Here is a 25051-nt window from a genome sequence, read left to right as displayed (position 1 = left end):
CGTTCATGCGGGTGTCTTCTTGACCCTGAGCGCCTTGGCCTTGGCTTCCACGGCGAGGTACATCATCAGCGCGATCAACAGCGGCACAATAAAGTAGATGGCCCGATAGGCGATCAACCCCGCCAGCAAGCTGCCCCGCGACGCCTCATGCTGCATCAGCGCAATGAACACCGCTTCCAGTACGCCCAGCCCGGCCGGTATATGGGTGAGCACCCCGGCAATCGCGCTGATCAGCAGCACGCCCAGCACCAGTGGGTAGTCCAGTTTGGCCGGTAGCAGGGTGAAGATCACCGCAGCCATCAGCGACCAGTTCAGCGCCCCCAACATTAACTGCAAGCACGCCATGCGCAGGGACGGCAGGTTGATTTCCATGCCGCGAATCGTCCAGGCGCGTTTTTTCGAATACCGGCAGGCCAGCAGATACCCGAGGCTGACCAGCACCAACACAGCACCAATGCCTTGCAGCGCAGCACTGCTGACTTTCCAGCCGGGCGGCATGCTGACCAGCCCGCTGCTGAAAATCACCCCGGCTATCGCCATGTAGCCGAACCAGTTGGTCGCCAGGCTGAGGCCGAGGATCTTGGCAATATTGGCGGTGCTGACCCCCAGCCGCGAATACAGCCGGTAACGCATGGCGATACCGCCAACCCAGGCGCTCAGGTTGAGGTTGAACGCGTAGCTGATGATGCCCACCGGCAAAATCTGCTTCCACACCAGGGGCTGGCGAATATAGGTGCGACCGATCAGGTCGAAGCTGGCGTACACCAGGAAACTGCACAGCGTCAGCGCGCTGGCGATCACCAGTGTGCGCACTTTGAAGTCGCCCAGGGTCTGGACCACTTCGCTCCAATCGATACGCCGTGCGAGCAAGGTGAACAGCACGATCAGCAACAGGAAAAAGGCGATGGTCAGCGGTTTTTTCCAGCGCTTGAACCGCGAACCTTGGGCATCAGATGTCATGGTGCTGGACCTCAAAAGGTTCGAGTCGAGGCTTGTGTTTCGGCAACCGGCCTGCCAGCGCCGGGAAATGCCGCATCACATGAAACACCAGGAACCCGACGGTCAAACGCCAGAGCCACAGGCGCTGCTTGCGGTTTTCCGGCAGGGTGCGGCAATGGTTGTTGGCCAGGTTTTCCAGGCGCTCATACAGATGCTGATTGAATGCACGATCGCGGATCAGCACATTGGCTTCCAGGTTCAATGCCAGGCTCAGCGGGTCCAGATTGCTTGAGCCCACGGTGCTCCAGTCGTCATCCACCAGCGCCACCTTGCCGTGCAGCGGGCGCTCGCAGTACTCGTGAATCACCACGCCGTCCTTGAGCAGATAACCATAGAGCGTGCGCGCCGCCAGTTTGGCCAACAGCACGTCAGGCTGGCCCTGCATGATCAGTTGCACGTGCACGCCCCGGCGCGCGGCATTGCGGATTTCGCGCAACAGGCGATAGCCAGGGAAAAAGTAGGCGTTGGCGATCACCACGCGCTGTTGTGCCTGGCTCAATGCGTAGATGTAGGCTTCTTCGATGTCATCGCGGTGCTGCACGTTATCGCGGTAAATCAGGCGCACCTGGCCATCGCCGTTTTCGGTGTGCCACAGCGACGGCCTCTGCTGGCGCCGCCGCCAGCCGCGGCGCGTGCGTACCTGGCGACCACTTTGCGCAAGTGCGAAATGATGCAGGTCCGCCACCGCCGGCCCGATAATGCGCAGCGCATAATCCTGCTTGGCCTCGGGGCCATAATCACCCAAGTGATCGGCAGAGAAATTGATGCCGCCGATGAACCCGACTTCGGCATCCACCACCACAATCTTGCGGTGCAGGCGACGAAACCAATTGGTGCGAATGCCCAGCGTCTTGGCCGCCGGGTCGAACATCTGCACCACCACTCCGGCCTCGGCCAGTTCCCCCAGGAACGCCGGGCTCAGCTCGCCGCAACCAAACCCATCCAGGCTGGCCACTACCTTCACCCCACGGTTCGCGGCCTCGATCAGCACGGCCTTGAGCTCATGGCCGACCTTGTCTTCGAAGAGGATGAAGGTCTCCAGCAGGATCTCCCGTCGCGCGTTACGCAAGGCATCGAAGACCCGTGGAAAGTACGCCTCGCCGTTCTCCAGCAACTCGATCTGGTTACCGCTCTGCCAGCCGTAATCCAGGTCGCGGGCCTTGGCTTCGTCTGGCGGCTGGTCAGTGGAAATATGCTCTATGGCAACGGTCATAGTTCGATCTCCACCGACAGCGGCACATGGTCCGAGAGGTGAGACCACGGCCGTGTCGTCAGTACCCGGGGGTTATGCACCTTCAAATTGCGCACGTAAATTCGGTCCAATGGCAGCAAAGGCAGGCGTGCAGGAAATGTGCGCGCCGGCTTGCCCAGGGCTTGCACGAAGACTTCCTGAAGGCCGCTCTGGCTCAGGTCGGCCTTCTGGCGCCAGTCGTTGAAATCGCCTGCCACCACCAGCGGCGCCGTGGCGGGAATCTCGCTGATGCGCTGCTCCAGCAAGCGCAATTGCTGCTGGCGATGCACCTCACGCAAACCTAAATGAATGCAGATCGCGTGCACTTCCTGCCCGGTGCCCGGCAAGCGCAGCACGCAATGCAGCAGGCCACGGTTTTCATGCCCGCTTTGCGAGATATCGAGGTTGTCGTAGCGCACGATCTGGAATTTCGACAACAGTGCGTTGCCGTGATCGCCATGGGGGTAGACCGCATTGCGCCCGTAAGCGAACTGCGGCCAGATGCTGTCGGCGAGGAACTCGTACTGCGGCATATTCGGCCAGTCGCTGTAGCGCTGGGGGTGGCGTTCGTGCGTGCCGTGGATTTCCTGCAGGAACACCATATCGGCGCCGACGCTGCGCACCGCTTCACGCAGCTCGGGCAGGATGAAGCGTCGATTCAGCGCGGTGAAGCCCTTGTGGATATTCACCGTCAGCACCGTGAAATGCGTGATGGCCGTGGTGGGTGGGGTAGGGACCAGCTCCGCATGGGTCATGGCAACACCCCCGGCTCCGGCAATGTGCCGGGCGTTGTCACCAGGTGTTTGTCCAGCCCGAAACGCTGCAGCAATTGGCGTGCATCAAAGGGCGCACGCACCTTGATGTCATTGTCGAAAAAGCAGAAGACCTCGCGCTGTTTAAGGGCGCGGGGCTTGCGTTGCGGGGCGACCAGATGCGCATCCGCCGGTTGCTTGCCCTGCGCCCAGCAGTCGATGCGATCGCCCCAACGCTTGAGGGCTTCGTCGCTGTAGCCGCTGGCGTACAGCTTTTTGTCGCCGTGCAAGCGCAGGTAAAGGAAATTGGCGGTGACGTCTTCGAGATAGGGCCACTTGCCGGCGGTGTCTGCGACCACCAGCGCCACGCCGTGTGTCGCCAGCATCTGCACGAACTCCGGTACCGCAAAGCTTTTATGGCGAATCTCCACGGCGTGGCGCAACGCTCGCTTGCCATGGGGTTGCATGCTCGCCTTGCCATTCAGGCGCGGCTCATGCTGGCGGGCGAGGGCGGCGGCTTGTTGGGTATCGGTGGGTAATTCGGCCAGGAAGGCTTCGAACAGTGGCGGGTCGAACTGGAAGCTGGGCGGGAACTGCCAGAGGATCGGCCCAAGCTTTTCTTTCAGCTCCAGTACCCCTGAGGCGAAGAAATTGGCCATCGCCTTGTGCACCTCGCGCAGGCGCAGGATATGCGTGATATAGCGCGGCGCCTTGACGCTGAACTGGAAGTCTTCAGGCGTCTGCGCATACCACTCGGCGTAGCGCTTGGGAGTTTGCAGCGCGTAGAACGAGCCGTTGATTTCGATGCTGTTGACGGCGCGTGACGCAAACTGCAACTCACGTTTCTGGGTCAGCCCCTCGGGGTAGAAATCCCCGCGCCAAGGCTTGTAGCGCCAGCCGGAAATGCCGATGTGTATCGCCGCCATGGTTGCTCCCGTGAATGATGGGTCGGTTGACCGCTGTTCAGGGATGACTGAGAGACTCGGCGGAAAGTTTCCCCGTTCCTACAGACGGCACATACCCAGGAGGGAGCGAGCAAGCCCGCTCTCCCTGGCGTTTGCGCTGCGACGGCTTCAGTGCCCGGCGACGACAGGGTTCGACGACTCGGCATACACCGGCCCCAACCGGTCCAGTCGGCCACTCCATGCCGTCAGTGCCAATGCCACCAGCACCACCAGGCCACCGATCCAGGCCGTGTGGATCAGCCCCATATGCGCCACGATCAAACCTCCGCCCCAGGCGCCACCGGCGATACCCAGGTTAAACGCGGCGATATTCAGCCCCGATGCCACATCCACCGCTTGCGGGGTGTGATGCTCAGCCTGGCGCACCACATACACCTGCAGGCCCGGCACGTTACCGAAGGCGACCGCGCCCCACACCAGTACGGTGGCCAGGGCCAGCCACGGGCTCGCTGCGGTGAACGTCAGCATGAACAACACCGCCGCGAGCAGGGCGAAGATGATTTTCAATGCACTGATGGGGCCGCGTTTATCGGCAAGCTTGCCGCCCCAGATATTCCCGGCGGCCACCGAAACGCCGTACACCAGCAGCACCAGGCTCACCGTGCTGGCGCTGAAGCCAGAGATATCCTGAAGGATCGGCGCCAGGAAGGTGAACGCGATAAACGAGCCGCCGTAGCCGATGGCGGTCATGGCATACACCAGCAGCAGGCGCGGTTGCTGGAGCACTTGCAGTTGTTGCAGCAGTGACGCGGGTTTGCTGTGGCTGATGTTTTTCGGCACATAGATCAGGCTGCCGATAAACGCGATGACGCCCAGGGCCGAGACGGCCAGGAAGGTTTCACGCCAGCCGAAATGCTGGCCGATGAAGGTGCCCAGCGGTACGCCGGTGACCAGGGCGACGGTCAAGCCGGTAAACATGATGGCGATTGCGCTGGCGGCTTTTTCCTTGGGCACAAGGCTGGTGGCGATGGTCGAGCCGATCGAGAAAAACACGCCATGGGCCAGGCCGGTGACGATCCGCGCCAGCACCAGGGACTCATAACTCGGCGCCTGCCAGGCCAGCAGGTTGCCGAGGGTGAACAGCACCATCAACGACAGCAGCAGCAATTTGCGCGGCACTTTGCCGGTGAGGGCGGTGAGCACCGGCGCGCCGATGGCGACGCCCAGGGCGTAGAGGCTGACCAACAAGCCGGCGGACGGCAGGTCGACACCCAGGTCGGTGCCGATGGTAGGTAACAGGCCAACGATGACGAACTCGGTCGTCCCGATGGCGAAAGCGCTGAGGGTCAGCGCGAGCAAGGCAATGGGCATGGCTGCAACTCCGGTGGGTTTGATTCAGGAGCGCAGTGTCTGGGTTTGGCTTGTGCGGAAAAAGCCAAGGATTGGCATTTGATATTTGCCTCGTGCGCAAAAGTAAGGCGAGGGGAACGATCAGGGCGCAAACCCGTCAGTTCCTTACAGACCCTGCTGAAGGAGCCGCTGTTTTGCCCACTCTCAAGACCGCATTACTGCTCGGTGCGCTGCTGTTGTTCGGCAACGGCGTGCTGCAAGCTGCCACAACTGCGCCGGCTCAGGCGGCGGCGCCTGCCGAACCGGCCAAGCCGGAACTGTTGGTGGAAGGAGGCTTGCTCGGCGCCATCAGCTCGAGCATCGACGACGTGCAAGACAAACTCGACCTCAATCAAAACCTCATCGATGCCTGGCGGCTTCGCGCCGACCGTGCGGCGGATGAGGTCGGGCGCCTGGTCGACCAGACCGCCCAGCGCTCGCCGTGGAGCGTGGCCGGGGATTTCCTGCTGCTGTCCGGGGTATGGGGCGGCGCCTTTGCGCTGTTGATGCTGCTGGGACGCTTGATCGTACGGCGCTTGAGTCGCCGGCGCTTCATTGAGCGGCGCGGGCGCCTGCAAGCGCTGTTGGGGTACGTGCTGCCCTACACCCTGCCGGCATTGGTGTGCCTGCCACTGACGCTGTATGTCAGCCACTTTTTACCCTCGTCCGTGGGGCGTGCGCTGGCGCTGTGTTTCGCCTATGCCACCAGCAGCGGCATTTTTTCCACCTCGATGTTGTTGTGCGTCATCGTCATGTTCAACGTCGGGCATAAGCGTGCGGCCGTGCGGATTATTCGCGGTTACTCGCCCAGGCCGTTGTTCCTGATCGGCTTTCTGGCCGCCCTCAGCGATGCCTTGACCAGCCCGCAGATCGCCCGGCAACTGGGCGGCAATATCACCAGCAGCATTGCGGTGTTCACGGGGCTGTTTGCCACGGTGATCTTTGGCGTACTGGTGATACGCCTACGGCGTCCGGTGGCCCATTTGATTCGCAATCGGCCATTGGCCCAGCGCCTGAAACACCCGGCGCTGCAACAATCGCTGCGGGTGTTTTCCGGCTTGTGGTACTGGCCGATCCTGTTGATGGTGCTGGTCTCGGCGATCAACCTGATCGGCGCCGGCGACGATAGTCAGAAGGCCCTGCGCTGCGCCTTGTTCACCACGATCTTGCTGATTGGCACGGTATTCCTCAGTACGGTGCTGCAACACCTGTTCAAGTCTCGCAGCCAAGTGGCGATCCAGCGCAGCAGCGCCTACAAGGAGCGCTTCCTCAGCCTGTTGCACGCGATCCTGCGCATTGTCATGGCCATCGCGTTTATCGAAATTCTCGGGCGTATCTGGGGCCTGTCGTTGTTTGAATTTGCCCAGCGCAACTCGGTCGGCCGGGCGATCAGTGACTCCTTGAGCAGTATCGGCCTGATCCTGCTGGTGACCTGGCTGTTCTGGGTGGTCCTCGATACGGCGATCCAGGAAGCGTTGAAGCCACCGGTGAACAAGCGTTCCGGCCGCCAGCCGAGCACGCGGGTCAAAACCATCCTGCCGCTGCTGCGCAATGCGGTGAAAATCATCCTGGTGGTGATCTGCGCAATCACCACCATGGCCAATCTGGGGATCAACGTCGCGCCGCTGTTGGCGGGTGCCGGTGTGGTCGGCCTGGCCATCGGTTTTGGCTCCCAACAATTGGTGCAGGACGTGATCACCGGCCTGTTCATCATCATCGAAGACACCCTGTCGATTGGCGATTGGGTGGTGCTGGACTCCGGCCACGCCGGTACGGTCGAGGGGCTGACCATCCGAACCCTGCGCCTGCGCGACGGTAAAGGCTTTGTGCACTCGGTGCCGTTCGGGCAGATCAAGGCGGTCACCAACCAGTCGCGGCAATTTGCCTATGCGTTCTTCTCGGTGCAGTTCACCTACGACACCGACGTGGATAAAGCCGTGGAGCTGATCCGCGAGGCCGGCCAGTCGATCCGTGATGACGTGTTCCTCAAGTACAACCTGCAAGGGCCGCTGGAGGTCTTCGGCGTCGACAAGATGGACCTCAATGGCGTGGTGCTCACTGCGCAGTTCCGCACGGTGTCGGGCGGCCAATATGCCGTCAGCCGTGCGTTCAACCAGCGCCTGAAAAAGCTTGTGGATAACTGTGCGCAGGTGCACTTCGCGCAAACTTATCCACAGCAGGTTCTGTTGCCCAAGCGCAACGCCCAGGTGGATGAGCCGGATGAAGAGGCACCGGCGTCAGGGGTGCTGACCGAACAACCGCGCCCTCAATGACCGGGTCGTTTTTTCCGGCATTCCCCTTGTGGGAGGGGGCTTGCTCCCGATGAGGCCCCCCATTTCAATGCCTGATCAACTTCTCCTGCACCGCCTGCTGATCCGTATCCACCAGCAGTTGCTGCTTGCCACTCACCAGCACCGCTGCGGGCAACCCGTCGCGGTACACGATCCGGTTCCCACTCAGTGCCGGCACCTTGCTACCCGGCAACAGGGTACCGACCAGGTTCAACGGGTCCGCGCCACATACGGCAACCAGGCTGCCGTCGTGTGGCCTGCGGCGTACTTCGCGCAGTAACGGGATCGCCTCCGGCAACGCAAACTGTTCCCCCGCCAAGCCACTGACAAAGCGTCCGCCTCGGATTTCCCCACGCGCCTCCAGCCGGTGAAAGGTGCGCAGCAACTCTCGCCAGCTCGGCAGCCACTCCGCCTCGCGCTCCAGCAAACGCCAGAACACCACGCCATAACGGCGCAGCAGCGTCATCGCTACATGCTCCAGCGTTTCGGCCGAATGCGCGCCGGCGGCGCTGGTTGAGCGGCGCACCAAGGCCCAACGGCCGGCATCGTCCATGCCACCGACAAAGGCGCCACGCCCGCGCCGGCTGCTGCGCGCCTGGCGTTTGCTGGCGGGCGTGGTCAGCGCACGCAGCCCGGCAAAGCTGTCGGCATTCACCAACCCGGCACCCACCAGTTCCTGCAATGCGGTTTCCAGTTCACTGCGCAGCAGGTGAGCTTCATGCACCAGTTCATCAAAAAACAGCGCGCCCTGTTCACGCAGGGCTTGGTGGACTTTCTGCGCCTTGGGCGACAACGTCGCGCTGTCGGTCAGTTCGGTCAGCCCACTCCACAATGGCGCCTGGCTGCGGGGCAACAGCACGACCGGGGTACTGCGCAATGCGCTGGCGCTGGCCTTGTTACTCAAACGCATCCACACCAGCTTGCCGCTGCGGCACAGTTCATCGAGCCAGGTGCAGGTGTAGTCCTTGAGTCGCGCGCTGAGCAAGTCGGTGTCCCAGGCGGATGCGGCTGCGGCATAGCCTTCGAACTGGGCCATGACTTGCGCCAACATGGCGCTGCCCTGGCCGCGTGTGGCGGTGGACAGGTGCTGCCAATCAAACAGAAAACGCATGAAGTCCTGCAACGCCACCGGTTCGATTTCGCGGCGCAGGCGCTTGACCGTGTAGCGATGAATGCGCGCGAGCAAATGCCGTTCGCACCATTGTTCCGCGTTGGCGCCGGGGCTGAAGCGACCGCGCAGCACATAGCCTTCCTGCTCCAGACGCGCCAGTGCCTGGGTGACATCGCTCACCGGCAGTTCCAGGGGCGCGGCGATTTCGCTCAGGCTCAATGGGCCGAATCCGCCCAGGCGTGCGCGCAGCACTTCTACCACCGCTTCATCATAGCTCCAGGGTTCATCGAAGCCCGGCAGCAGCGGCCAGTTGCCGGGATAGATCGACTGCAAGCAACTCAAGCGCTCCACGGCCACCCACAGGCCGTTGGGCAACGGATAGGCGCGCCCAGCCTGGGCCAAGGCCTGCAGCCACGCGGCCCATTGCGGCGTGATTTCACGGGCGGCGATACACGCCAGGCTCATCAGTGCCTCATGCATTTCATCCGGGCCGTTGGGCGCCGGCCAGGCTTCTTCACGCACGCCGGCGATAGCGTCGGCGTCCAGCGCACCGAGGTCGTCGGTGCTCTGCGGGTCGCTCCAGCGCCGGTTGAGTACAGCCTGGGTGCGGCGTTCTTCCAGCGGGGCGTCGTCGAGAAAGGTGTAGGGGCGGGCGCTGAGGATTTCGGCGGCCATGGGCGAGGGCGCCGGCAGGTCGCGGCTGATCAGGCGCACCTCGCCGCGCTCCATGCGTCGCAGCAGGGCCAGCCAGGCATCGCTGTCCATGGCTTCGTGCAGGCAGTCGTCGAGGGTTTGTTCGACCAGTGGGTGGTCGGGGACTTCGCGCTCCCCGGCCAGGTTCTCCAGGCAGGCGATCTGGTCGGGGAACACGCTGGCGATCAGGTCTTCGCTTTTCATGCGCTGGATCTGCGGCGCCACCTTGCGCCCACCGGTAAACCTCGGCAACGCCAGGGCCACGCCGGCGTTCCAGCGCCAGCGCACGCCGAACAACGGCGCATCCAGCACGGCCTGGATCAGGATGTGCTCGGCGCTGTGGCTGTTGAGATACCGCCACACCTCATCCAGCGCAAAGCTGTGGCTGGTGGACAGCGACAGCACGATGGCATTTTCACTGGCGGCGGCCTGCAACTCGAAATTGAACGTGCGACAAAACCGCTTGCGCAGGGCCAGGCCCCAGGCGCGGTTGAGGCGGCTGCCGAACGGTGTGTGGATGATCAGTTGAGTGCCGCCGGACTCGTCGAAAAAGCGCTCCATGATCAACGTGTCCTGGGACGGCAAGGCACTCAGTGCCAGGCGCGCGCGGGCCAGGTAATCGAGAATCTGCTCGGCGCTGGCGCGGTTCAGGCCGAGGGTGTCGGTGAGCCAGCCCAGCGCGGCTTGCAAGTCGCCCGGGCTGGCGCCGAGCAGGGCGTCCAGTTGCCCCTGCAAGCGCGCCACCGCCGCCGACAGCTCGTTGCTGCGCCCAGGCGCTTCGCCGAGCCAGAAAGGAATGGTCGGTGGCTGGCCGTGGGCATCCTCGACGCGCACCTTGCCGGCGTCCACGCGCACAATTCGGTAGGACGTATTGCCGAGCTGAAAGATATCCCCGGCGATGCTTTCCACCGCGAAGTCCTCATTGACGCTGCCGATATTCAAGCCCTGGGGTTCGAGCAGCACGCTGTAGTCGGCGTTGTCGGGGATGGTGCCGCCGCTGGTGACGGCCGTCAGCCGGGCGCCCCGGCGACCGCGCAGGGTATGGGTGACCGCGTCGCGGTGCAGGTAGGCGCTGCGGATGCCTTGGCGCCCGTTATAGCCGTCGCTGAGCATATGCAGCAGCGCCTGATAATGGCGCTCATCCAGCGCGGCGTAGGGTGAGGCACGACGAACCAGGTCGAGCAGCGCCTGTTCCGGCCATTCCTGGGCGCTGACTTCGGCGATGATCTGCTGGGCCAGTACGTCCAGCGGCGCCACGGGAATCTGCAGCGTATCCAGCTCGCCCCGCCTGACGCAGTCGAGCAGGGCGGCGCATTCGATCAAGTCATCGCGGGTAGTGGCAAACAGACGGCCCTTGGGCGTGCCGCCGACCTGATGCCCGGAACGGCCAACCCGTTGCAGAAAGCCGTTGATCGAACCGGGTGAGCCGATCTGGCACACCAGGTCCACGTCGCCGATATCAATGCCCAGTTCCAGCGACGCCGTGGCAATCAGTACTTGCAACTCGCCGGCCTTGAGCCGCTGCTCGGCGTCCAGGCGCAGCTCCTTGGCCAGGCTGCCATGGTGCGCGGCCACGGCAGCCTTGCCCAGGCGCTCGCTCAAATGCCGCGCCAGGCGTTCGGCCAGGCGCCGGGTATTGACGAATATCAGGGTGGTGCGGTGTTCGCGGGCCAGTGTGGCGAGGCGGTCGTAGACCAATTCCCACACATCGTTGGCCATCACTGCCGAGAGCGGCACTGGCGGCACTTCGATATCCAGGTCGCGAGCCCGTGCATGGCCGATATCGACGATGGCGCACGCGCGGCCCGTGCCCACCAGAAAGCGCGAGACCGCCTCGATAGGTTTTTGCGTGGCCGACAGGCCGATCCGCGTCAGCGGTTCGGTGCACAGCCCTTGCAGGCGCTCCAGGCTTAACGCCAGGTGACTGCCGCGCTTGCTGGCGGCAATGGCGTGGATCTCATCGACGATCACCGTGCGGGTGCTGCCCAGCATCTGCCGGCCGGAGTCCGAGCCCAGCAGCACATACAGCGATTCGGGGGTGGTCACCAGGATATGCGGTGGACGCTTGCGCATCAGGGCGCGGTCTTTCTGCGGGGTGTCGCCGGTGCGCACGGCGGTGCGGATCACCAATGGCGGCAGGCCCTGGCGCTGTAACTGTGCGGTGATGCCCGCCAAGGGGTTTTGCAGGTTGATCTGGATGTCGTTGGACAGCGCCTTGAGCGGCGACACATACACCACCAGCGTTGCATCCGGCAGTTGCCCGCCATGGGCCAGGCCCTGATGGACGAGGTCATCGAGTACCGCCAGGAAGGCGGTCAGCGTCTTGCCGGAGCCGGTGGGCGCGGCGATCAGGGTCGAGCGACGCTGGCGGATCAGCGGCCAGGCCTGTGCCTGCGCATCGGTCGCCGAGGGGAAGGTATTGCGGAACCAGGCGCTGACGGCGGGGTGGAAGCCGTCCAGGGCCGTGTCCGTGGATTCAGGAAGGTTCATGCGCTCAGTTATGGCGCCGGCCCCGACAAGTTGCAACCCCACACTTTTATCCGTGACGGTTGCGCGATAAACCCGCAAAATGCAACGATTCTTACAAATATCCAAAAACCTTCGTTCCACACAGACCGGGCCTGCTCAATCTATGCGAATGCGCCTTATGTTACTGGGCGGCGGGAATGCCCTCGGGCAGGCGCTGATTCGCCTCGGTGCAGAGGAAGACATCGGTTTCCTCGCACCCAAACCGCCCCAAGATGGCTGGGATGCCGCGAGCCTCACCCAACTGCTCGACGACACCCGTCCCGATGCGTTGATCAACCTCGCCTACTATTTCGACTGGTTCCAGGCCGAGGCCGTCAGCGAAAGCCGTCTGGCCGCCCAGGAGTTCGCCATCGAACGCCTGGCTGAACTGTGCCAGCACCACGGCATCACCTTGCTGCAACCGTCCAGCTACCGCGTGTTCGACGGTTCCCGCGCCACCGCCTACAGCGAAAAAGACGAGCCGGTGCCTTTGGGCCTTCGCGGCCAGGCGTTATGGCGTATTGAACAGAGCGTGCGCGCGACCTGCCCGCAGCATGTGTTGCTGCGTTTTGGCTGGCTGCTGGATGACAGTGTGGAGGGCACCCTGGGGCGCTTTCTGGCCCGTGCCGAAAAAACCGATGAGTTGTTGATGGCGGACGACCGTCGCGGCAACCCGACGCCGGTGGATGACGCTGCGCGGGTGATCATTTCAGTGCTCAAGCAACTCGATTGCGCGGCACCGCTGTGGGGCACCTATCACTACGCCGGCCAAGAGGCGACCACGCCGTTGGCCCTGGGCCAGGCGATCCTCACCGAAGCGCGCAATTATCACGCGCTGACCATCGAATCGCCCACCGCTCAGGCCCACGCGGCACGGCCGGATGCGAGCGATGAACCGCAACATGCGGTGCTGGCCTGCAAGAAAATCCTGCACACCTTCGGCATCAAGCCAAGGGCGTGGCGGGCGGGGCTGCCGGCATTGCTGGACCGCTATTACCGCCACACCTGACCCACCACAAAACCCCATGTGGGAAAGCTCCAAATGTGGGAGGGGGCTTGCCCCCGATTGCAGTGCGTCAGCCAATATACATTTGACTGATGCACCGCGATCGGGAGCAAGCCCCCTCCCACAATCCCCTCCCACAGGGTGATACGGTGTTGCTTAGAACTTGTAGCCGATACCCACCATGTAGACCATCGGGTCCACGTCCACATTCACCTTGGCGCGAGTGCCTTGGCCCAGCGCGTTGTTGTCCACGGTCGCCTTGGTGCTGATGTCGATGTAGCGGGCCTGGGCGTTGATCATCCACTTGTCGTTGATCATGTAGTCGGCGCCGATCTGCGCGGCCCAGCCCCAGGAATTCTCGGCCTTGAAGTTGCTGAAACCGGCTTGCTGTGCACGGCTGCCGACGTGTTCGTCGTAGATCCAGGTGTAGTTGATACCAGCGCCCACGTAGGGTTGGAACGCCGACTTGCTGTCCAGCGGGTAGTACACGACGCTGAGGGTCGGCGGCAGGTGTTTCAAGGTGCCGAGCTTGCCGTTGGCGGCGCCCAGGGCGGTGTTCTTGATCTTCACGTCATGCTCGAACGGAGTGGCGGCCAGCAGTTCGATACCGACGTGGTTGGTCAGCATGTAGGCGAAGTTCAAGCCCAGCTGGGTGTCGCTGCTCATGGTCGCCTTGCCGCCCAGGTTGGTGCCCGCCAATGGGCCCTGGTCAACTTTCACGTGGCCGCTGTCAGCCTTCGGGTTCACGGTGATAGCACCGGCGCGAACCAGAATGTCGCCCGCTTCGTGAGCGTGGACGGCAGGGGCGGCGAGGGCGAGCGCGAAGAGGGACGCGCCGAGCAGGGACTTGTTCATGGGAGCTCCAAAAGGACGTTTAAAAGTTGTACGTCCAATGGTAAAGATCGTTCCGTTCGATCTTTTGACTCAGCTCAATGAATGGGCAATCAGCGCTAGTCCGGCAGTTCGTAGACGTAAATCTTCTCGGCATCCATTTGGTAACCGGCATCCGCCAACTCGCTGGTGGAGGGTTTGACCTGCATTGAACCCTCGATCCAATACGGTTGGTAGAGCTCATCGAGCTTCACGCCGATTTCGCTTTTCACATGCACGATCTGGTTCGACGGCGGCGGCGGTACGTGAATGCACGCGCCGAAATATGGCACCAGCAGAAACTCGGTGGTGCGGCCTTCTTCGCTGACTTCCAGCGGCACGATATAGCCCGGCAAGCGGATATGCTGGCCGTCCAGGCTTTGCACTACCGGCGCGTTGGGCAGTTCCTGCTTGGCCGCGGGCGCGGCCTCGACCGACAAGGCATCGGCCATGTTCGACAGGTCGTGCAACGGTTTCATGTTGGGGATTTCCGGTGGCGCATCCGGCGGGATCATCTCCTGCCAGGACAGGTCCTTGGGCTGGTCGGCGGACCAGGCGGGCACGCTCACCAGCAGCAACAGCGCAAACAGGGCACGACGCATCGAAGCCTTCCTCATAAACGGATCGACAGGCCATCGGCCAGGGATTGCCGATAGGCGCGCCACGCGGGCACGCTGCCCATCAACAACGCTGCGCATAGGATACCGGCGAGCAATGTCCATTCATATTCGCTCGGCCACGACATCGGCAAGTCCAGCCCGTAATTGGCCTGCAAGTACCCGCGCGATGCGGCGATGCACAGGTACAGCAAACCCAAGCCCGCTACCACGCCGGACAACGCCAGGGCGAAGGCTTCGAAGATCAGCAGCGTGGCGATATGCCAAGGCCGCGCGCCCACCGAGCGCAATATCGCCATTTCGCGGCGTCGTTCGTTGAGGCTGGTGAGGATCGCCGTGAGCATGCCGATCAAACCGGTCAGCACCACAAACAACGAGATCACGAACAGCGCCTTTTCGGCGGTGCCCATCATGCTCCACAGCTCTTGCAAGGCCACGCCCGGCAAGATCGCCAGCATGGGCTCGCCACGGAAATCATTGATTTCCCGTTGCAGGGCGAAGGTGGAAATCTTGTTGTTCAGCCCGAGCATGAACGCCGTGATGGCTTGTGGGGTGAGGTCCATATTGCGCGCCTGATCGGCACTGATGCGGCCTTTGCCCTGCGCCGGTACGCCGTTGTGCCAGTCGATATGGATCGCTTCCATGCCGCCGAGGCTGATGTGCAGCGTGCGGTCTACCGGAGTGCCGGTGCGCTTGAGAATGCCGACCACGGTGAACGGCTTGTCATCGTGTTTCACCAGGCTGACGACCGCCACGCCGTGGGCCAGTACCAGCTTGTCACCGAGTTTGTAATGCAGCGCGTCGGCCACTTCGGCGCCCAGTACCACTTCGAACGGGTCGGTGGCGAAAGCGCGGCCGCTGGCCAGTTCGAGGTTCTGTTTGCGGCCGTACTGGTAATGCTCGAAATAGGACTGGTTGGTGCCCATCACGCGGTAACCGCGATGGGAGTCACCGAGGGAAATCGGGATCGCCCACTTCACTTGCGGGCTGGCGGCGAAGTGCTCGAAGCTGTCCCAGCGGATGTTGTTGGTCGCGTTGCCGATGCGGAACACCGAATACAGCAACAGGTTGACCGAGCCTGAGCGGGCGCCGACGATCAAATCGGTGCCGCTGATGGTGCTGGCGAAGCTGTTGCGCGCTTCGGTGCGTACCCGCTCCACGGCGAGCAACAAGCACACTGAAAGCGCGATGGCGAAGGCGGTGAGGATCGCGGTAAAGCGGCGGTTAGCCAGGCTGGCCATGGCTAGACGGAACAGATACATCTCAAACCTCTGCGGGCGTGGCGGCGCGATTGAGTTCGGCCAGCGACAGGTTGCGGTCGAACAGCGGTGCCAGGCTCTGGTCGTGGCTGACAAACAACAGACTGGCGCCCGCTTCGCGGCATTCGGCGAACAGCAACTGGATGAACGCTTCGCGGGCGTCATGATCCAGGGCTGAGGTGGGCTCGTCGGCGATCACCAGTTCCGGCTGGCCGATCAGCGCACGGGCGGCGGCCACCCGTTGCTGCTGGCCGATGGACAGCGAGTCGGCACGGCGCTCCAGCAGGTCTGGAGCGTTGAGCCCCAGATGCGCGAGCAAGGTGGCAGCCGCCTGATCGACACTGCCGTGACGCTGAACCGCCCGTTGCGCGCGCAGCCTGGAGAAGTGGCAGGGCAGTTCGACGTTCTCGCGTACCGACAGAAACGGCAGCAGGTTGAACTGCTGGAAGATATAGCCGGTGTGGTCGACGCGGAAACGGTCGCGGGCACCCGCCGACAGTTCGGTGAGTTCCTGGCCGAGCAGGCGGATGCTGCCGCGGCTGGGTTTCTGCACGCCGCCCAGCAACCCGAGCAGGGTGGTTTTGCCGCTGCCGCTCGGGCCTTTGAGGAACAGGGTTTCACCCGCTTCCAGGCGGAACGCGGGAATGTCCAGCAACTGGGGGTGACCCGGCCAGTTGAAGCCCAGGTCAGACAGTTCGATCAATGCTTGGGTCATGTGTTCAGAACTTCAGGGTGGCTGCGGCGGCCGTCGCTTCAACACCTTGCTGGCCGCTCGGACCGATCAGTTGTACCTGGATTTTCTGGGTCGCGGGGAAGGTCTTGAACACTTGCGTCAGGTCAAGGTTGCTCAATGCCGTCGGCGTGGCGCAGGTGAATTGATAGTGGGCGTGGATCTCGCTGTGATCGTGATGATGCTCGTGGGCGGCGGCGCCTTTGCCGTCGGTGGCATGGTCGTCATCGTCATCGTCGTCGTCATGCTCGGCTTGCGGCTTGTCGCCGAACAGCGGGCTGTTGAGTTCCTGGGTGCTGATCACGCAGCCGGCGGCCTTGGGCAGGTTGAACAGCGCCAGCGGGTTTTCCAGCTGTTTGCGTGCGGCGGCGACCTTGGCCTTGTCGGCGGCGGTGCTGGCCTGGTGTTCGAAACCCACAAGGTTCATGGCCGGGCTGTCGAACTCCACTTCCAGCGCCTGGCCGTCGAGCACGGCGTTAAGGCGGCCGACCCCGTGCTCATGGGCGCCGAGGCTGCCATGTTCATGTTCGTGATCATCATGAGCGTGGGCGACAGCCAATGGCAGCAGGGCAAACGGCAAAGCGAGCAGCAGACGGCGCATGAGAAGGCTCCAGAACATGAAAGTTTTGTTATGTGATCTTATAACAATGTGTGCAGAGTTTGACCGCCCGCTTGGCGTTGCGCAAGCCGCGTGGGAGCATGCCTGTCAGAAAAATGCAGGAGGAAGGACGATGTTGCGAATTCGTGGGACCGTTGGCGATCTGCCGGTGGATTTGACCCTGGAGCTGGACGACGCCGACTGGGCCCGGCTGGGCGCGCAGTTGCAGGCCGCCCCGGCGCCCCTCGCGCCGACTGCTGCGCCAGTCAAGCAGACCGATGATCTATGGCAGAAGGCCCAGGACTTGTTGCGCCAGGCCGGGCAACTCAGCGGGCTGGAATTGCTCGATCAACTGGAAGGGCTGGCCGGCGATGCCGCGTCCGGCAAGCGCCTGTTGGTGCGCTTGCGACACAGTGCCAATGTCAAAGTCGCCAGCGGCGGGGACACGCCGCTGTACCGTTGGGTCGAGGCTTAATACAGCGCGGCGAACAACTTGCGGCGGTATACCGTGACCAGCGGGTGGTCGTTGCCGAGCAATTCGAACACCTGTAGCAGGGTCTTGTGCGGCAAGCCTTCGCTGTAGCTGCGATTGCGGATAAACAGCTTCAGCAGGCCTTCCAGCGCCGCGTCGTACTGCTGGCGCGCCAGTTGTTGAATCGCCAGCTGATAGGCCGCTTCATCATCCTGCGGGTTTTGTGCCAGGCGGCTTTTCAGCTCGGCGGCGTCCGGCAGATCGGCCGCCTGGCGCAGGAAGGTGATCTGTGCCTTCGCCCCGGCGAGTGCGGCTTTGTGATCGTCGCTCTTCACGGCATCCAGCACCGCCTGGGCTTCGCCCAATTCACCGCGTTCGGCCAGGCAGCGTGCGTACAGGATCAGCGCAGCGGCGTGGGTGTTGTCCTCGCCCAGCAGTGCGACCAGCACCGCTTCGGCCTCGCTGATACGCCCTTCGGCAAACAGCGCCTGAGCCTGTTCCAGCGGATCGGCCGCGGCCGGTGGCGGCATCTGCACATGTGGCTCCAGCATCGCCCGCACCGCCGACTCCGGCTGCGCTCCGGCAAACCCGTCCACCGGCTGGCCATCCTTGAACAACACCACCGTCGGCAGGCTGCGAATGCCAAAACGCGCAACGATATCCTGCTCGGCCTCGCAGTCGACCTTGGCCAACAGCAACTCGCCCTGATAACTCTCGGCAATCTGCGCCAACAGCGGCATCAACGCCTTGCACGGGGCACACCACTCGGCCCAGAAATCCACCAACACAGGCTTGTGGAACGAGTTTTCGATGACTGCCTGATCAAAGGTGGCAGTGGTGGCATCGAAGATGTACGGCGTGGGCTCACTCATGGGGCGTCTCGAATAAAGCGGGAATGGGGCAACTATAAGGGCTGGCGCGGGCTACCGGAAGCGGCTTGGCGTTCACTCGCGAGCGGCGTGCCAAAAGGCGTCTTCATACCAATCTCGGGGAAAACCCATCGACTTAAGGTTAACGGCGGGAAACTCACTGATCAGGTGATATAAGCGTTGGTCCCAGCCATATACCAGTGGCTACCGTAGGTAGGTCCCATGGGTTGCTGATAACGGCGCGGGATGCAATCTCAACTCTTTCGATGGCATCCATCGTTAGTAATCGAAGGCGCCGGTCAAAATCGTACAGTTGGGTTAACTGGCGGAACTGGCTGCCCTCACGGAACCGATGGTCGAGACCTTCCGGCTTTTGGAAAGGCCGCATGTAAGGGCTTAATCGAAAGAAACTGACGGCCTGTAAAAAGGACTTGGCGCGGGCTGATGCCAGTCAGTTAAAGGGTGGGCTGTAGAACACATGATCTGTAGTGAGCGGGCTTGCCCCGCGCTGGGTGGCGAAGCCGCCCCAAACCCAGGCACTTCGGTCCTTCTGAAGTACGGCGGCGTCTTTGTTGGGGCGGCTGCGCCACCCAGCGCGGGGCAAGCCCGCTCACTACAGAGTTTGGTTGCGGCAGGTTCTCTTAACTGACTGGCATTACTCGGCGCGGGCCTCATTTTGAATGTGCAAACCGCGCTGCTTGAGCAGTTCCAATTGAGCAGGAACGTCTATGGCAGGCTTGTTGAATGTCCTCATGCTCAAAAAATACCGAGCATAAAAAAACCGCACAATTTGTGCTTGGTTACTGACGCAACCAGAGGCATGGCGGGTGTATTACTGCGAAGGCTAGGCAGCTGCCCGGCGTTTTGCAAGCCCTTCATACGACCGGCGATAGGCGACGGGGTCTGGAAATGCATGCTGATTAATTGTCCAAGTGCGTGCAAAAGGAGGGCATTTTCCACAGCCATTCCTTTTATGTCTCAGCGAACGTATTGCCAGAAATTTGTAACGTTCGGGTTTAACGCCGCGAATGGTACAGGCTCACCTTGCGAAACTCCCAAGGCTCGGCCAGGTCGGGCAGTGTCAGTGCCTCAAGGATCTGCAACCGCCGGTAATCCGGGTGCTGGAAGTCCCTGACCCGCGAGTCGGCCACCAGCGCTTCGCGGCCACGGGTGAGGAATTGATCCAGCAGCGGCAGGTTGGCCCGGTCGTAGAGCACGTCGGCCACCAGGATCAGGTCGAAGCGGTCGGCTTCGGCGAAGAAGTCTGCCGAATAACCCAGCGTCACACCGTTGAGTTCGGCATTGGCCCGGCAGGCGGCCAGCGCCAGTGGGTCAAGGTCACAGGCCACCACTTCGCGTGCGCCCGCCTTGACGGCGGCAATCCCGGCCACGCCGGAGCCGGCGCCGAAGTCCAGTACGCGTTTGTCGGCAACCCACTCGGGGTTGGCCGCCAGATATCGCGCCAGTGCCAGGCCGCTGGCCCAGCAGAAACTCCAGTAGGGCGGCTCATGCAGGATACGCCGGGTTTCTTCCTGGCTGAATTCGCGGTCCATGTTGTCCGCATCCAGCAGCCACAATGACAACTCGGTGCCCGGCAGCGGGCAGGGCACCAGTTGGGCGTCGCCGATCAGCTCGCTGAGGGCGCGCTGCAGAGGCAGCGGTGGCGTCATGGTGCCTTGACGAGTTGCAAGGGACCGGTGGTCTGGGTAATCGCCTGGGTGATACGCACGGCAGGCAGGTGCAGGATCAATTGACCGGACTGGCTGGCGCGGCCGCGTAATTCAACCCGCGCACCGGCCGGGAACGCCTCGGGGTTGAAGCGCAGGCGGAAGGCCAGGGGCTTGCCGTTGGCGGACAACACGCTGCTGGCGAGCAATTGTTGCGGGCGGTTGCGCTCATCGATCACCAGCAGTGCCAATTCGACTTCGGCATTGGCCGGCACGCCGTTGAGGATGCCGCTGATTTCCCGCTGATACGCCGGCAAGGGGCCAAGGTCTTCAATACCCGGGACTTTTTTCTCTTGGGCTGGTGTCGGTTGAGGCGCGGTCGGCTTGGGGGCTTCGCTGCTGCAGGCGACCAGAAAACTGAACAGGCCGAGTAAAACCAGTGGTCGTAACTGCATGTACGGCTCCAGAAGTGACAAAATCCGTGGTTTGAAAATCAAGAAACATAATAGCCCGCCTATATACCGTAAAGGCTATGGCTTGTCTTGCCACGGGGATGCGCTACCATGGCCCTCCCTTTTTTTGTTGCCTGCCACCATGCACTGTCCCTTCTGCGGTGCCAACGACACCAAGGTCATTGATTCGCGTCTGGTCGCCGAGGGCGATCAAGTGCGTCGCCGGCGCGAATGCCTGGCCTGCGGTGAACGTTTCACCACCTTCGAAACCGCCGAACTGGTATTGCCGCGTCTGATCAAGTCCGACGGCAGCCGCCAGCCTTTCGACGAAGACAAACTGCGCGCCGGTATGCAGCGCGCCCTGGAAAAACGCCCGGTGAGTGTCGAGCGGCTGGAGGCGGCGCTGGTGCACATCAAGCACAAGCTGCGCGCCACCGGCGAGCGCGAGGTCAAGAGCCTGGTGGTTGGAGAACTGGTGATGGGCGAGCTGCAAAAGCTCGACGAAGTCGCCTATATCCGTTTCGCCTCGGTGTATCGACGCTTCCAGGACCTCAATGAGTTCCGCGAAGAGATCGACCGCCTGGCCCGTGAGCCGGTCAAAGAATGAACCCGTCTTCCACTGCCGAGCAGGCTGTCCTCGACGCTCATTACATGGCCCGCGCCCTGGAACTGGCGCGCAAGGGCCTGTACACCACCCACCCCAACCCGCGTGTAGGCTGCGTGATCGTGCGCGATGGGCAGGTGGTCGGCGAAGGCTGGCATGAGCGCACCGGCGAACCCCACGCCGAGCCCAACGCCCTGCGCGCCGCCGGCGACAAGGCGCGTGGCGCCACGGTGTACGTGACCCTTGAACCCTGCAGCCATCATGGGCGTACCCCGCCGTGTGCGGATGCATTGGTGAGTGCCGGTGTGGCGCGTGTCGTCGCCGGGATGCAGGACCCGAACCCGGAAGTGGCCGGGCGTGGCATGCAGCGCCTGGCTCAGGCCGGTATCGAGGTGCAGAGCGGTGTGCTGGAAGCACAGGCGCGTGCACTGAACCCGGGCTTCCTCAAACGCATGGAGCACGGCCTGCCGTTTGTGCGGGTCAAGCTGGCAATGAGCCTGGACGGCCGCACCGCCATGGCCAGCGGCGAAAGCCAATGGATCACCGGCCCGGCTGCCCGCGCCGCCGTGCAACGCCTGCGTGCCGAAGCCAGTGTGGTGCTGACCGGCGCCGACACCGTGTTAGCCGACGGCGCCCGCCTGACCGTGCGTGCTGCCGAACTGGGCCTGGATGAGGCGACCACCGCCTTGGCCATGTCGCGTCCGCCCTTGCGCGTGCTGATCGACGGCCGCCTGCGCGTGCCGCTTAACGCGCCGTTCTTCAAGGCCGGCCCGGCCCTGGTCATCACCTGCGTCACTCCGGAGAATCAGTTCCCGCGGGGCCCTGAATGCCTGGTGGTGCCGGGGGTTGATGGCCAGGTCGACCTGCGTTCGGCCCTGGTTGCCCTGGCCGCGCGTGGCGTCAACGAGGTGCTGGTGGAGGCCGGTCCGAGCCTCGCAGGCGCCTTCGCCCAGCAGGGGCTGGTGGACGAGTACGTGATTTTCGTCGCCGGCAAGTTCCTTGGCTCCGCCGCTCGGCCTTTGTTGGACTGGCCGCTTGAGAAACTGGCGGATGCCCCCCAACTCAAGATCACTGAAATGCGCGCTGTGGGCGACGACTGGCGAGTCACTGCCATTCCTTTGCCAGTAGCGAGCGTATAATTTCCGGCCTGCGCCCGGCGCAGCCCTGTTTTCCTGGAGAAGGCCATGTTCACCGGCATTATCGAATCCATCGGCAGCATCCGCGCCATGACCCCAAAAGGCGGCGATGTACGCCTGCTGGTTGAAACCGGCAAGCTCGACCTCGGCGACGTCAAGCTGGGCGACAGCATCGCCGTCAACGGCGTATGCCTGACCGTCATCGAATTGCCGGGCAACGGCTTTGCCGCCGACGTCAGCCGGGAAACCCTGGACTGCACGGCGATGAATGACCTCAAGGCGGGCAGCCCGGTCAACCTGGAAAAAGCCCTGACCCCCACCACCCGCCTGGGCGGTCACCTGGTCAGCGGCCATGTCGACGGCGTCGGCGAAGTGGTGGCGCGCAGCGAAAACGCACGTGCCGTGGAATTTCGCATCCGGGCTCCCAAAGAGTTGGCCAAGTACATCGCCCACAAAGGCTCGATCACCGTCGATGGCACCAGCCTGACCGTTAACGCGGTCAATGGCGCCGAGTTTGAATTGACCATCATTCCCCACACGCTCAGCGAAACGATCATGGCCTCGTACCAGCCGGGTCGCCGGGTGAACCTGGAAGTGGACTTGCTGGCCCGTTACCTGGAGCGCCTGCTGTTGGGCGAAAAGGCCGCAGAGCCAACCGGTAGTAACATCACTGAAAGTTTTCTGGCCGCTAACGGCTACCTGAAATCCTGACCAAGGGGGTGCCGCGTGGCGCTCAATAGCATCGAAGAACTGGTTGAAGACATCCGCCAAGGCAAGATGGTCATCCTGATGGATGACGAAGACCGTGAAAACGAAGGCGACATCATCATGGCCGCCGAGGCCTGCCAGCCTGAGCACATCAACTTCATGGCCAAGCACGCCCGCGGGCTGATCTGCATGCCCATGAGCCGCGAGCGCTGCGAGTTGCTCAAGCTGCCGTTGATGGCGCCGCGCAACGGCTCGGGTTTCGGCACCAAGTTCACGGTTTCCATTGAGGCGACCACCGGCGTCACCACCGGTATCTCCGCCGCTGACCGCGCACGCACCGTGCAAGCCGCCGCCGCCAAAGATGCCAAGGCGGAAGACATCGTCAGCCCGGGTCACATTTTCCCGTTGATGGCCCAGCCGGGCGGCACCCTGGCACGTGCCGGCCACACCGAGGCGGCCTGCGACCTGGCGCGCATGGCCGGTTTTGAGCCGAGCGGGGTGATCTGCGAGGTGATGAACGACGACGGCACCATGGCCCGTCGTCCTGAGCTGGAAGCTTTTGCCGCTGAACACAACCTCAAGATCGGCACCATTGCCGACCTGATTCACTACCGCATGATCCACGAACGTACCGTTCAGCGGATTGCCGAGCAGCCTCTGGACAGCGAACTGGGCCAATTCAATTTGGTGACCTACCGTGATTCAGTGGAAGGCGACGTGCACATGGCCCTGACCCTGGGCAACATCTGCGCCGAAGAACCGACCCTGGTGCGGGTGCACAACATGGACCCGCTGCGTGACCTGCTGATGGTCAAGCAACCGGGGCGCTGGAGCCTGCGGGCCGCCATGGCTGCGGTTTCCGAGGCCGGCAGCGGTGTGGTGCTGCTGCTCGGTCACCCGCTCGATGGTGATGTGCTGCTGGCGCATATCCGCGAAACCGCCGACCACGCGCCGGTGAAAAAACCGACCACCTACAGCATCGTCGGTGCCGGTTCGCAGATCCTGCGTGACCTCGGTGTGCGCAAAATGCGCCTGATGAGTGCACCGATGAAATTTAATGCGATATCCGGTTTCGACCTGGAAGTTGTAGAATACGTGCCCTCCGAATAAAGGCCGGCGATTTTTGCCCCTTGTTCGCGGTTAAATCATCACTAAGGGGCGCCTTTTTCGCGTCCCGGCTCTTTAAGAGATTTGTCGAATGACCCTGAAGACCATCGAAGGTACCTTCATCGCCCCCAAAGGCCGCTATGCCCTGGTGGTTGGCCGCTTCAACAGCTTCGTGGTTGAAAGCCTGGTAAGCGGTGCCGTGGACGCCCTGGTTCGCCACGGTGTGAGCGAAAGCGACATCACCCTCATCCGTGCCCCTGGCGCCTTCGAAATTCCGCTGGTTGCGCAAAAAGTCGCACAGCAGGGCGAATACGCGGCGATCATCGCCCTGGGCGCGGTCATTCGTGGCGGTACTCCGCATTTCGAATACGTGGCTGGCGAATGCACCAAGGGCCTGGCCCAGGTGTCCATGGAATTCGGCGTACCGGTTGCCTTCGGCGTGCTGACCGTTGACTCCATCGAGCAAGCCATCGAGCGCTCCGGCACCAAGGCCGGTAACAAAGGCGCCGAAGCTGCCCTGTCCGCCCTGGAAATGGTCAGCCTGCTGTCGCAGTTGGAGGCCAAGTGATTTCCGACGAGAGCGATCGTTTCAACCCACGCGACCCACGCCCAGCGGATGCCGGCAAGCCATCGAAGAACGAGAAGCGTCGTGCTGCTCGTCAGCTGGCGACCCAGGCGCTGTACCAGCGCCACCTGGCGGGTGCTTCGTTGAACGAAATCGAAGCGCAGTTTCGCGTCGACAACGATTTTACCTTTGCCGACCTGCCGTACTTCCACGACATCCTGCACGGTGTGCATGCCCACCTGACCGAGATCGATGCGGCCCTGGCACCGTGCCTGGACCTGACCATCGAAGAGCTGGACCCGGTTGAACTGTGCGTGATGCGCTTGTCGGCCTGGGAACTGCTCTATCGCGTCGACGTACCGTACCGCGTGGTGATCAACGAAGGCATCGAGCTGGCGAAAGTCTACGGTTCGACCGACGGCCACAAGTTCGTCAACGGCGTGCTCGACAAGCTGGCCCCGCGCCTGCGTGAAGCCGAAGTGAAGGAACACAAGCGCTGATCTGCGCTTGAG

At 62.7% G+C, this 25051-nt stretch carries 24 protein-coding genes; 9 read left to right on the top strand and 15 right to left on the bottom strand.

Annotated features, from left to right (window positions below):
* Positions 1–3 precede the first annotated feature (3 nt).
* From JBE38_RS20740 to JBE38_RS20720, 5 genes are all read right to left on the bottom strand, one after another.
* On the bottom strand, positions 4–960 hold the full coding sequence (locus tag JBE38_RS20740) for a lysylphosphatidylglycerol synthase domain-containing protein (protein ID WP_090365575.1): 957 nt from the start codon (positions 958–960) through the stop codon (positions 4–6).
* The gene (gene clsB / locus JBE38_RS20735) at positions 950–2212 is read right to left on the bottom strand and encodes a cardiolipin synthase ClsB (RefSeq protein WP_205345024.1); all 1263 of its coding nucleotides are present in this window, start codon (positions 2210–2212) and stop codon (positions 950–952) included. The genes JBE38_RS20740 and clsB overlap by 11 nt, the downstream gene beginning before the upstream one ends.
* On the bottom strand, positions 2209–2985 hold the full coding sequence (locus JBE38_RS20730) for an endonuclease/exonuclease/phosphatase family protein (RefSeq protein WP_205345023.1): 777 nt from the start codon (positions 2983–2985) through the stop codon (positions 2209–2211). Before JBE38_RS20730 ends, clsB begins: the two co-directional genes overlap by 4 nt.
* On the bottom strand, positions 2982–3908 hold the full coding sequence (locus JBE38_RS20725) for a DUF72 domain-containing protein (RefSeq protein WP_205345022.1): 927 nt from the start codon (positions 3906–3908) through the stop codon (positions 2982–2984). Before JBE38_RS20725 ends, JBE38_RS20730 begins: the two co-directional genes overlap by 4 nt.
* 147 nt (positions 3909–4055) lie before the next feature.
* The gene (locus JBE38_RS20720) at positions 4056–5258 is read right to left on the bottom strand and encodes an MFS transporter (protein WP_090365582.1); all 1203 of its coding nucleotides are present in this window, start codon (positions 5256–5258) and stop codon (positions 4056–4058) included.
* A gap of 173 nt (positions 5259–5431) precedes the next feature.
* On the opposite strand from JBE38_RS20720, the gene JBE38_RS20715 reads away from it, so the two are divergent.
* The gene (locus JBE38_RS20715) at positions 5432–7549 is read left to right on the top strand and encodes a mechanosensitive ion channel family protein (protein ID WP_205345021.1); all 2118 of its coding nucleotides are present in this window, start codon (positions 5432–5434) and stop codon (positions 7547–7549) included.
* Positions 7550–7613: 64 nt separating this feature from the next.
* On the opposite strand, the gene JBE38_RS20710 is transcribed toward JBE38_RS20715, so the two are convergent.
* Positions 7614–11861 carry an Lhr family helicase gene (locus JBE38_RS20710; protein WP_205345020.1) on the bottom strand — a complete coding sequence of 1416 codons (4248 nt, stop codon included), beginning with the start codon at positions 11859–11861 and terminating at the stop codon, positions 7614–7616.
* A 142-nt stretch (positions 11862–12003) separates the two neighbouring features.
* Between JBE38_RS20710 and JBE38_RS20705 the strand changes: the two genes are divergently transcribed.
* Positions 12004–12888 (top strand): sugar nucleotide-binding protein, encoded by an 885-nt coding sequence (locus tag JBE38_RS20705; protein WP_205345019.1) that lies wholly within the window; start codon positions 12004–12006, stop codon positions 12886–12888.
* Positions 12889–13041: 153 nt separating this feature from the next.
* Here the strand turns inward: JBE38_RS20705 and JBE38_RS20700 are convergent, their stop codons facing one another.
* The 5 genes from JBE38_RS20700 to JBE38_RS20680 all read right to left on the bottom strand — a co-directional run bounded on the left by JBE38_RS20700 (position 13042) and on the right by JBE38_RS20680 (position 16962).
* On the bottom strand, positions 13042–13740 hold the full coding sequence (locus JBE38_RS20700) for an OmpW/AlkL family protein (protein ID WP_060755268.1): 699 nt from the start codon (positions 13738–13740) through the stop codon (positions 13042–13044).
* A 95-nt stretch (positions 13741–13835) separates the two neighbouring features.
* The gene (locus tag JBE38_RS20695; protein WP_060755267.1) at positions 13836–14357 is read right to left on the bottom strand and encodes a DUF3299 domain-containing protein; all 522 of its coding nucleotides are present in this window, start codon (positions 14355–14357) and stop codon (positions 13836–13838) included.
* Positions 14358–14368: 11 nt separating this feature from the next.
* Positions 14369–15634, bottom strand: coding sequence for an ABC transporter permease (locus JBE38_RS20690; RefSeq protein ID WP_205345018.1), 1266 nt, complete (start codon positions 15632–15634; stop codon positions 14369–14371).
* 1 nt (position 15635) lies between these two features.
* Entirely contained in the window at positions 15636–16346 is a 711-nt protein-coding gene (locus tag JBE38_RS20685) for an ABC transporter ATP-binding protein (RefSeq protein WP_060755265.1), read from the bottom strand.
* Between the two features lie 4 nt (positions 16347–16350).
* Positions 16351–16962, bottom strand: coding sequence for a DUF2796 domain-containing protein (locus tag JBE38_RS20680; protein ID WP_205345017.1), 612 nt, complete (start codon positions 16960–16962; stop codon positions 16351–16353).
* A 130-nt stretch (positions 16963–17092) separates the two neighbouring features.
* On the opposite strand from JBE38_RS20680, the gene JBE38_RS20675 reads away from it, so the two are divergent.
* Positions 17093–17434, top strand: coding sequence for a hypothetical protein (locus JBE38_RS20675; RefSeq protein ID WP_205345016.1), 342 nt, complete (start codon positions 17093–17095; stop codon positions 17432–17434).
* Here the strand turns inward: JBE38_RS20675 and trxA are convergent.
* From trxA to JBE38_RS20655, 4 genes are all read right to left on the bottom strand, one after another.
* Positions 17431–18303: a thioredoxin gene (trxA, locus tag JBE38_RS20670; RefSeq protein ID WP_198762254.1), complete on the bottom strand. Its 873-nt coding sequence runs from the start codon at positions 18301–18303 to the stop codon at positions 17431–17433. The two genes, JBE38_RS20675 and trxA, sit on opposite strands and share 4 nt — an antisense overlap.
* A 154-nt stretch (positions 18304–18457) precedes the next feature.
* Positions 18458–18688 carry an Abi family protein gene (locus JBE38_RS20665; RefSeq protein WP_235863162.1) on the bottom strand — a complete coding sequence of 77 codons (231 nt, stop codon included), beginning with the start codon at positions 18686–18688 and terminating at the stop codon, positions 18458–18460.
* 628 nt (positions 18689–19316) lie between these two features.
* Positions 19317–19970: a class I SAM-dependent methyltransferase gene (locus tag JBE38_RS20660; RefSeq protein WP_205345015.1), complete on the bottom strand. Its 654-nt coding sequence runs from the start codon at positions 19968–19970 to the stop codon at positions 19317–19319.
* A complete protein-coding gene (locus JBE38_RS20655) occupies positions 19967–20422 on the bottom strand; it encodes a YbaY family lipoprotein (protein ID WP_060755258.1) in 456 nt (151 codons plus the stop codon). Before JBE38_RS20655 ends, JBE38_RS20660 begins: the two co-directional genes overlap by 4 nt.
* Before the next feature lie 139 nt (positions 20423–20561).
* On the opposite strand from JBE38_RS20655, the gene nrdR reads away from it, so the two are divergent.
* From nrdR to nusB, 6 genes are all read left to right on the top strand, one after another.
* Positions 20562–21026: a transcriptional regulator NrdR gene (nrdR, locus tag JBE38_RS20650; RefSeq protein ID WP_029299433.1), complete on the top strand. Its 465-nt coding sequence runs from the start codon at positions 20562–20564 to the stop codon at positions 21024–21026.
* Positions 21023–22162, top strand: a complete 1140-nt coding sequence (ribD, locus tag JBE38_RS20645) for a bifunctional diaminohydroxyphosphoribosylaminopyrimidine deaminase/5-amino-6-(5-phosphoribosylamino)uracil reductase RibD (RefSeq protein ID WP_060755257.1) — start codon at positions 21023–21025, stop codon at positions 22160–22162. Before nrdR ends, ribD begins: the two co-directional genes overlap by 4 nt.
* Positions 22163–22207: 45 nt before the next feature.
* Positions 22208–22870 carry a riboflavin synthase gene (locus JBE38_RS20640; RefSeq protein WP_060755256.1) on the top strand — a complete coding sequence of 221 codons (663 nt, stop codon included), beginning with the start codon at positions 22208–22210 and terminating at the stop codon, positions 22868–22870.
* A 15-nt stretch (positions 22871–22885) separates the two neighbouring features.
* Positions 22886–23977 (top strand): bifunctional 3,4-dihydroxy-2-butanone-4-phosphate synthase/GTP cyclohydrolase II, encoded by a 1092-nt coding sequence (ribBA, locus tag JBE38_RS20635; RefSeq protein ID WP_060755255.1) that lies wholly within the window; start codon positions 22886–22888, stop codon positions 23975–23977.
* A gap of 88 nt (positions 23978–24065) precedes the next feature.
* Positions 24066–24542 (top strand): 6,7-dimethyl-8-ribityllumazine synthase, encoded by a 477-nt coding sequence (gene ribH, locus JBE38_RS20630; protein WP_003194576.1) that lies wholly within the window; start codon positions 24066–24068, stop codon positions 24540–24542.
* Complete coding sequence (gene nusB, locus JBE38_RS20625; protein WP_060755254.1) at positions 24539–25039, top strand: transcription antitermination factor NusB; 501 nt, start codon at positions 24539–24541, stop codon at positions 25037–25039. Before ribH ends, nusB begins: the two co-directional genes overlap by 4 nt.
* The last annotated feature ends 12 nt before the right edge of the window (positions 25040–25051 follow it).

Origin of the sequence: Pseudomonas sp. ICBG1301 (genome assembly GCF_016918385.1) — a bacterium.
GTDB lineage: Bacteria > Pseudomonadota > Gammaproteobacteria > Pseudomonadales > Pseudomonadaceae > Aquipseudomonas > Aquipseudomonas palleroniana.
This window is presented reverse-complemented; position numbering and strand designations above follow the sequence as displayed.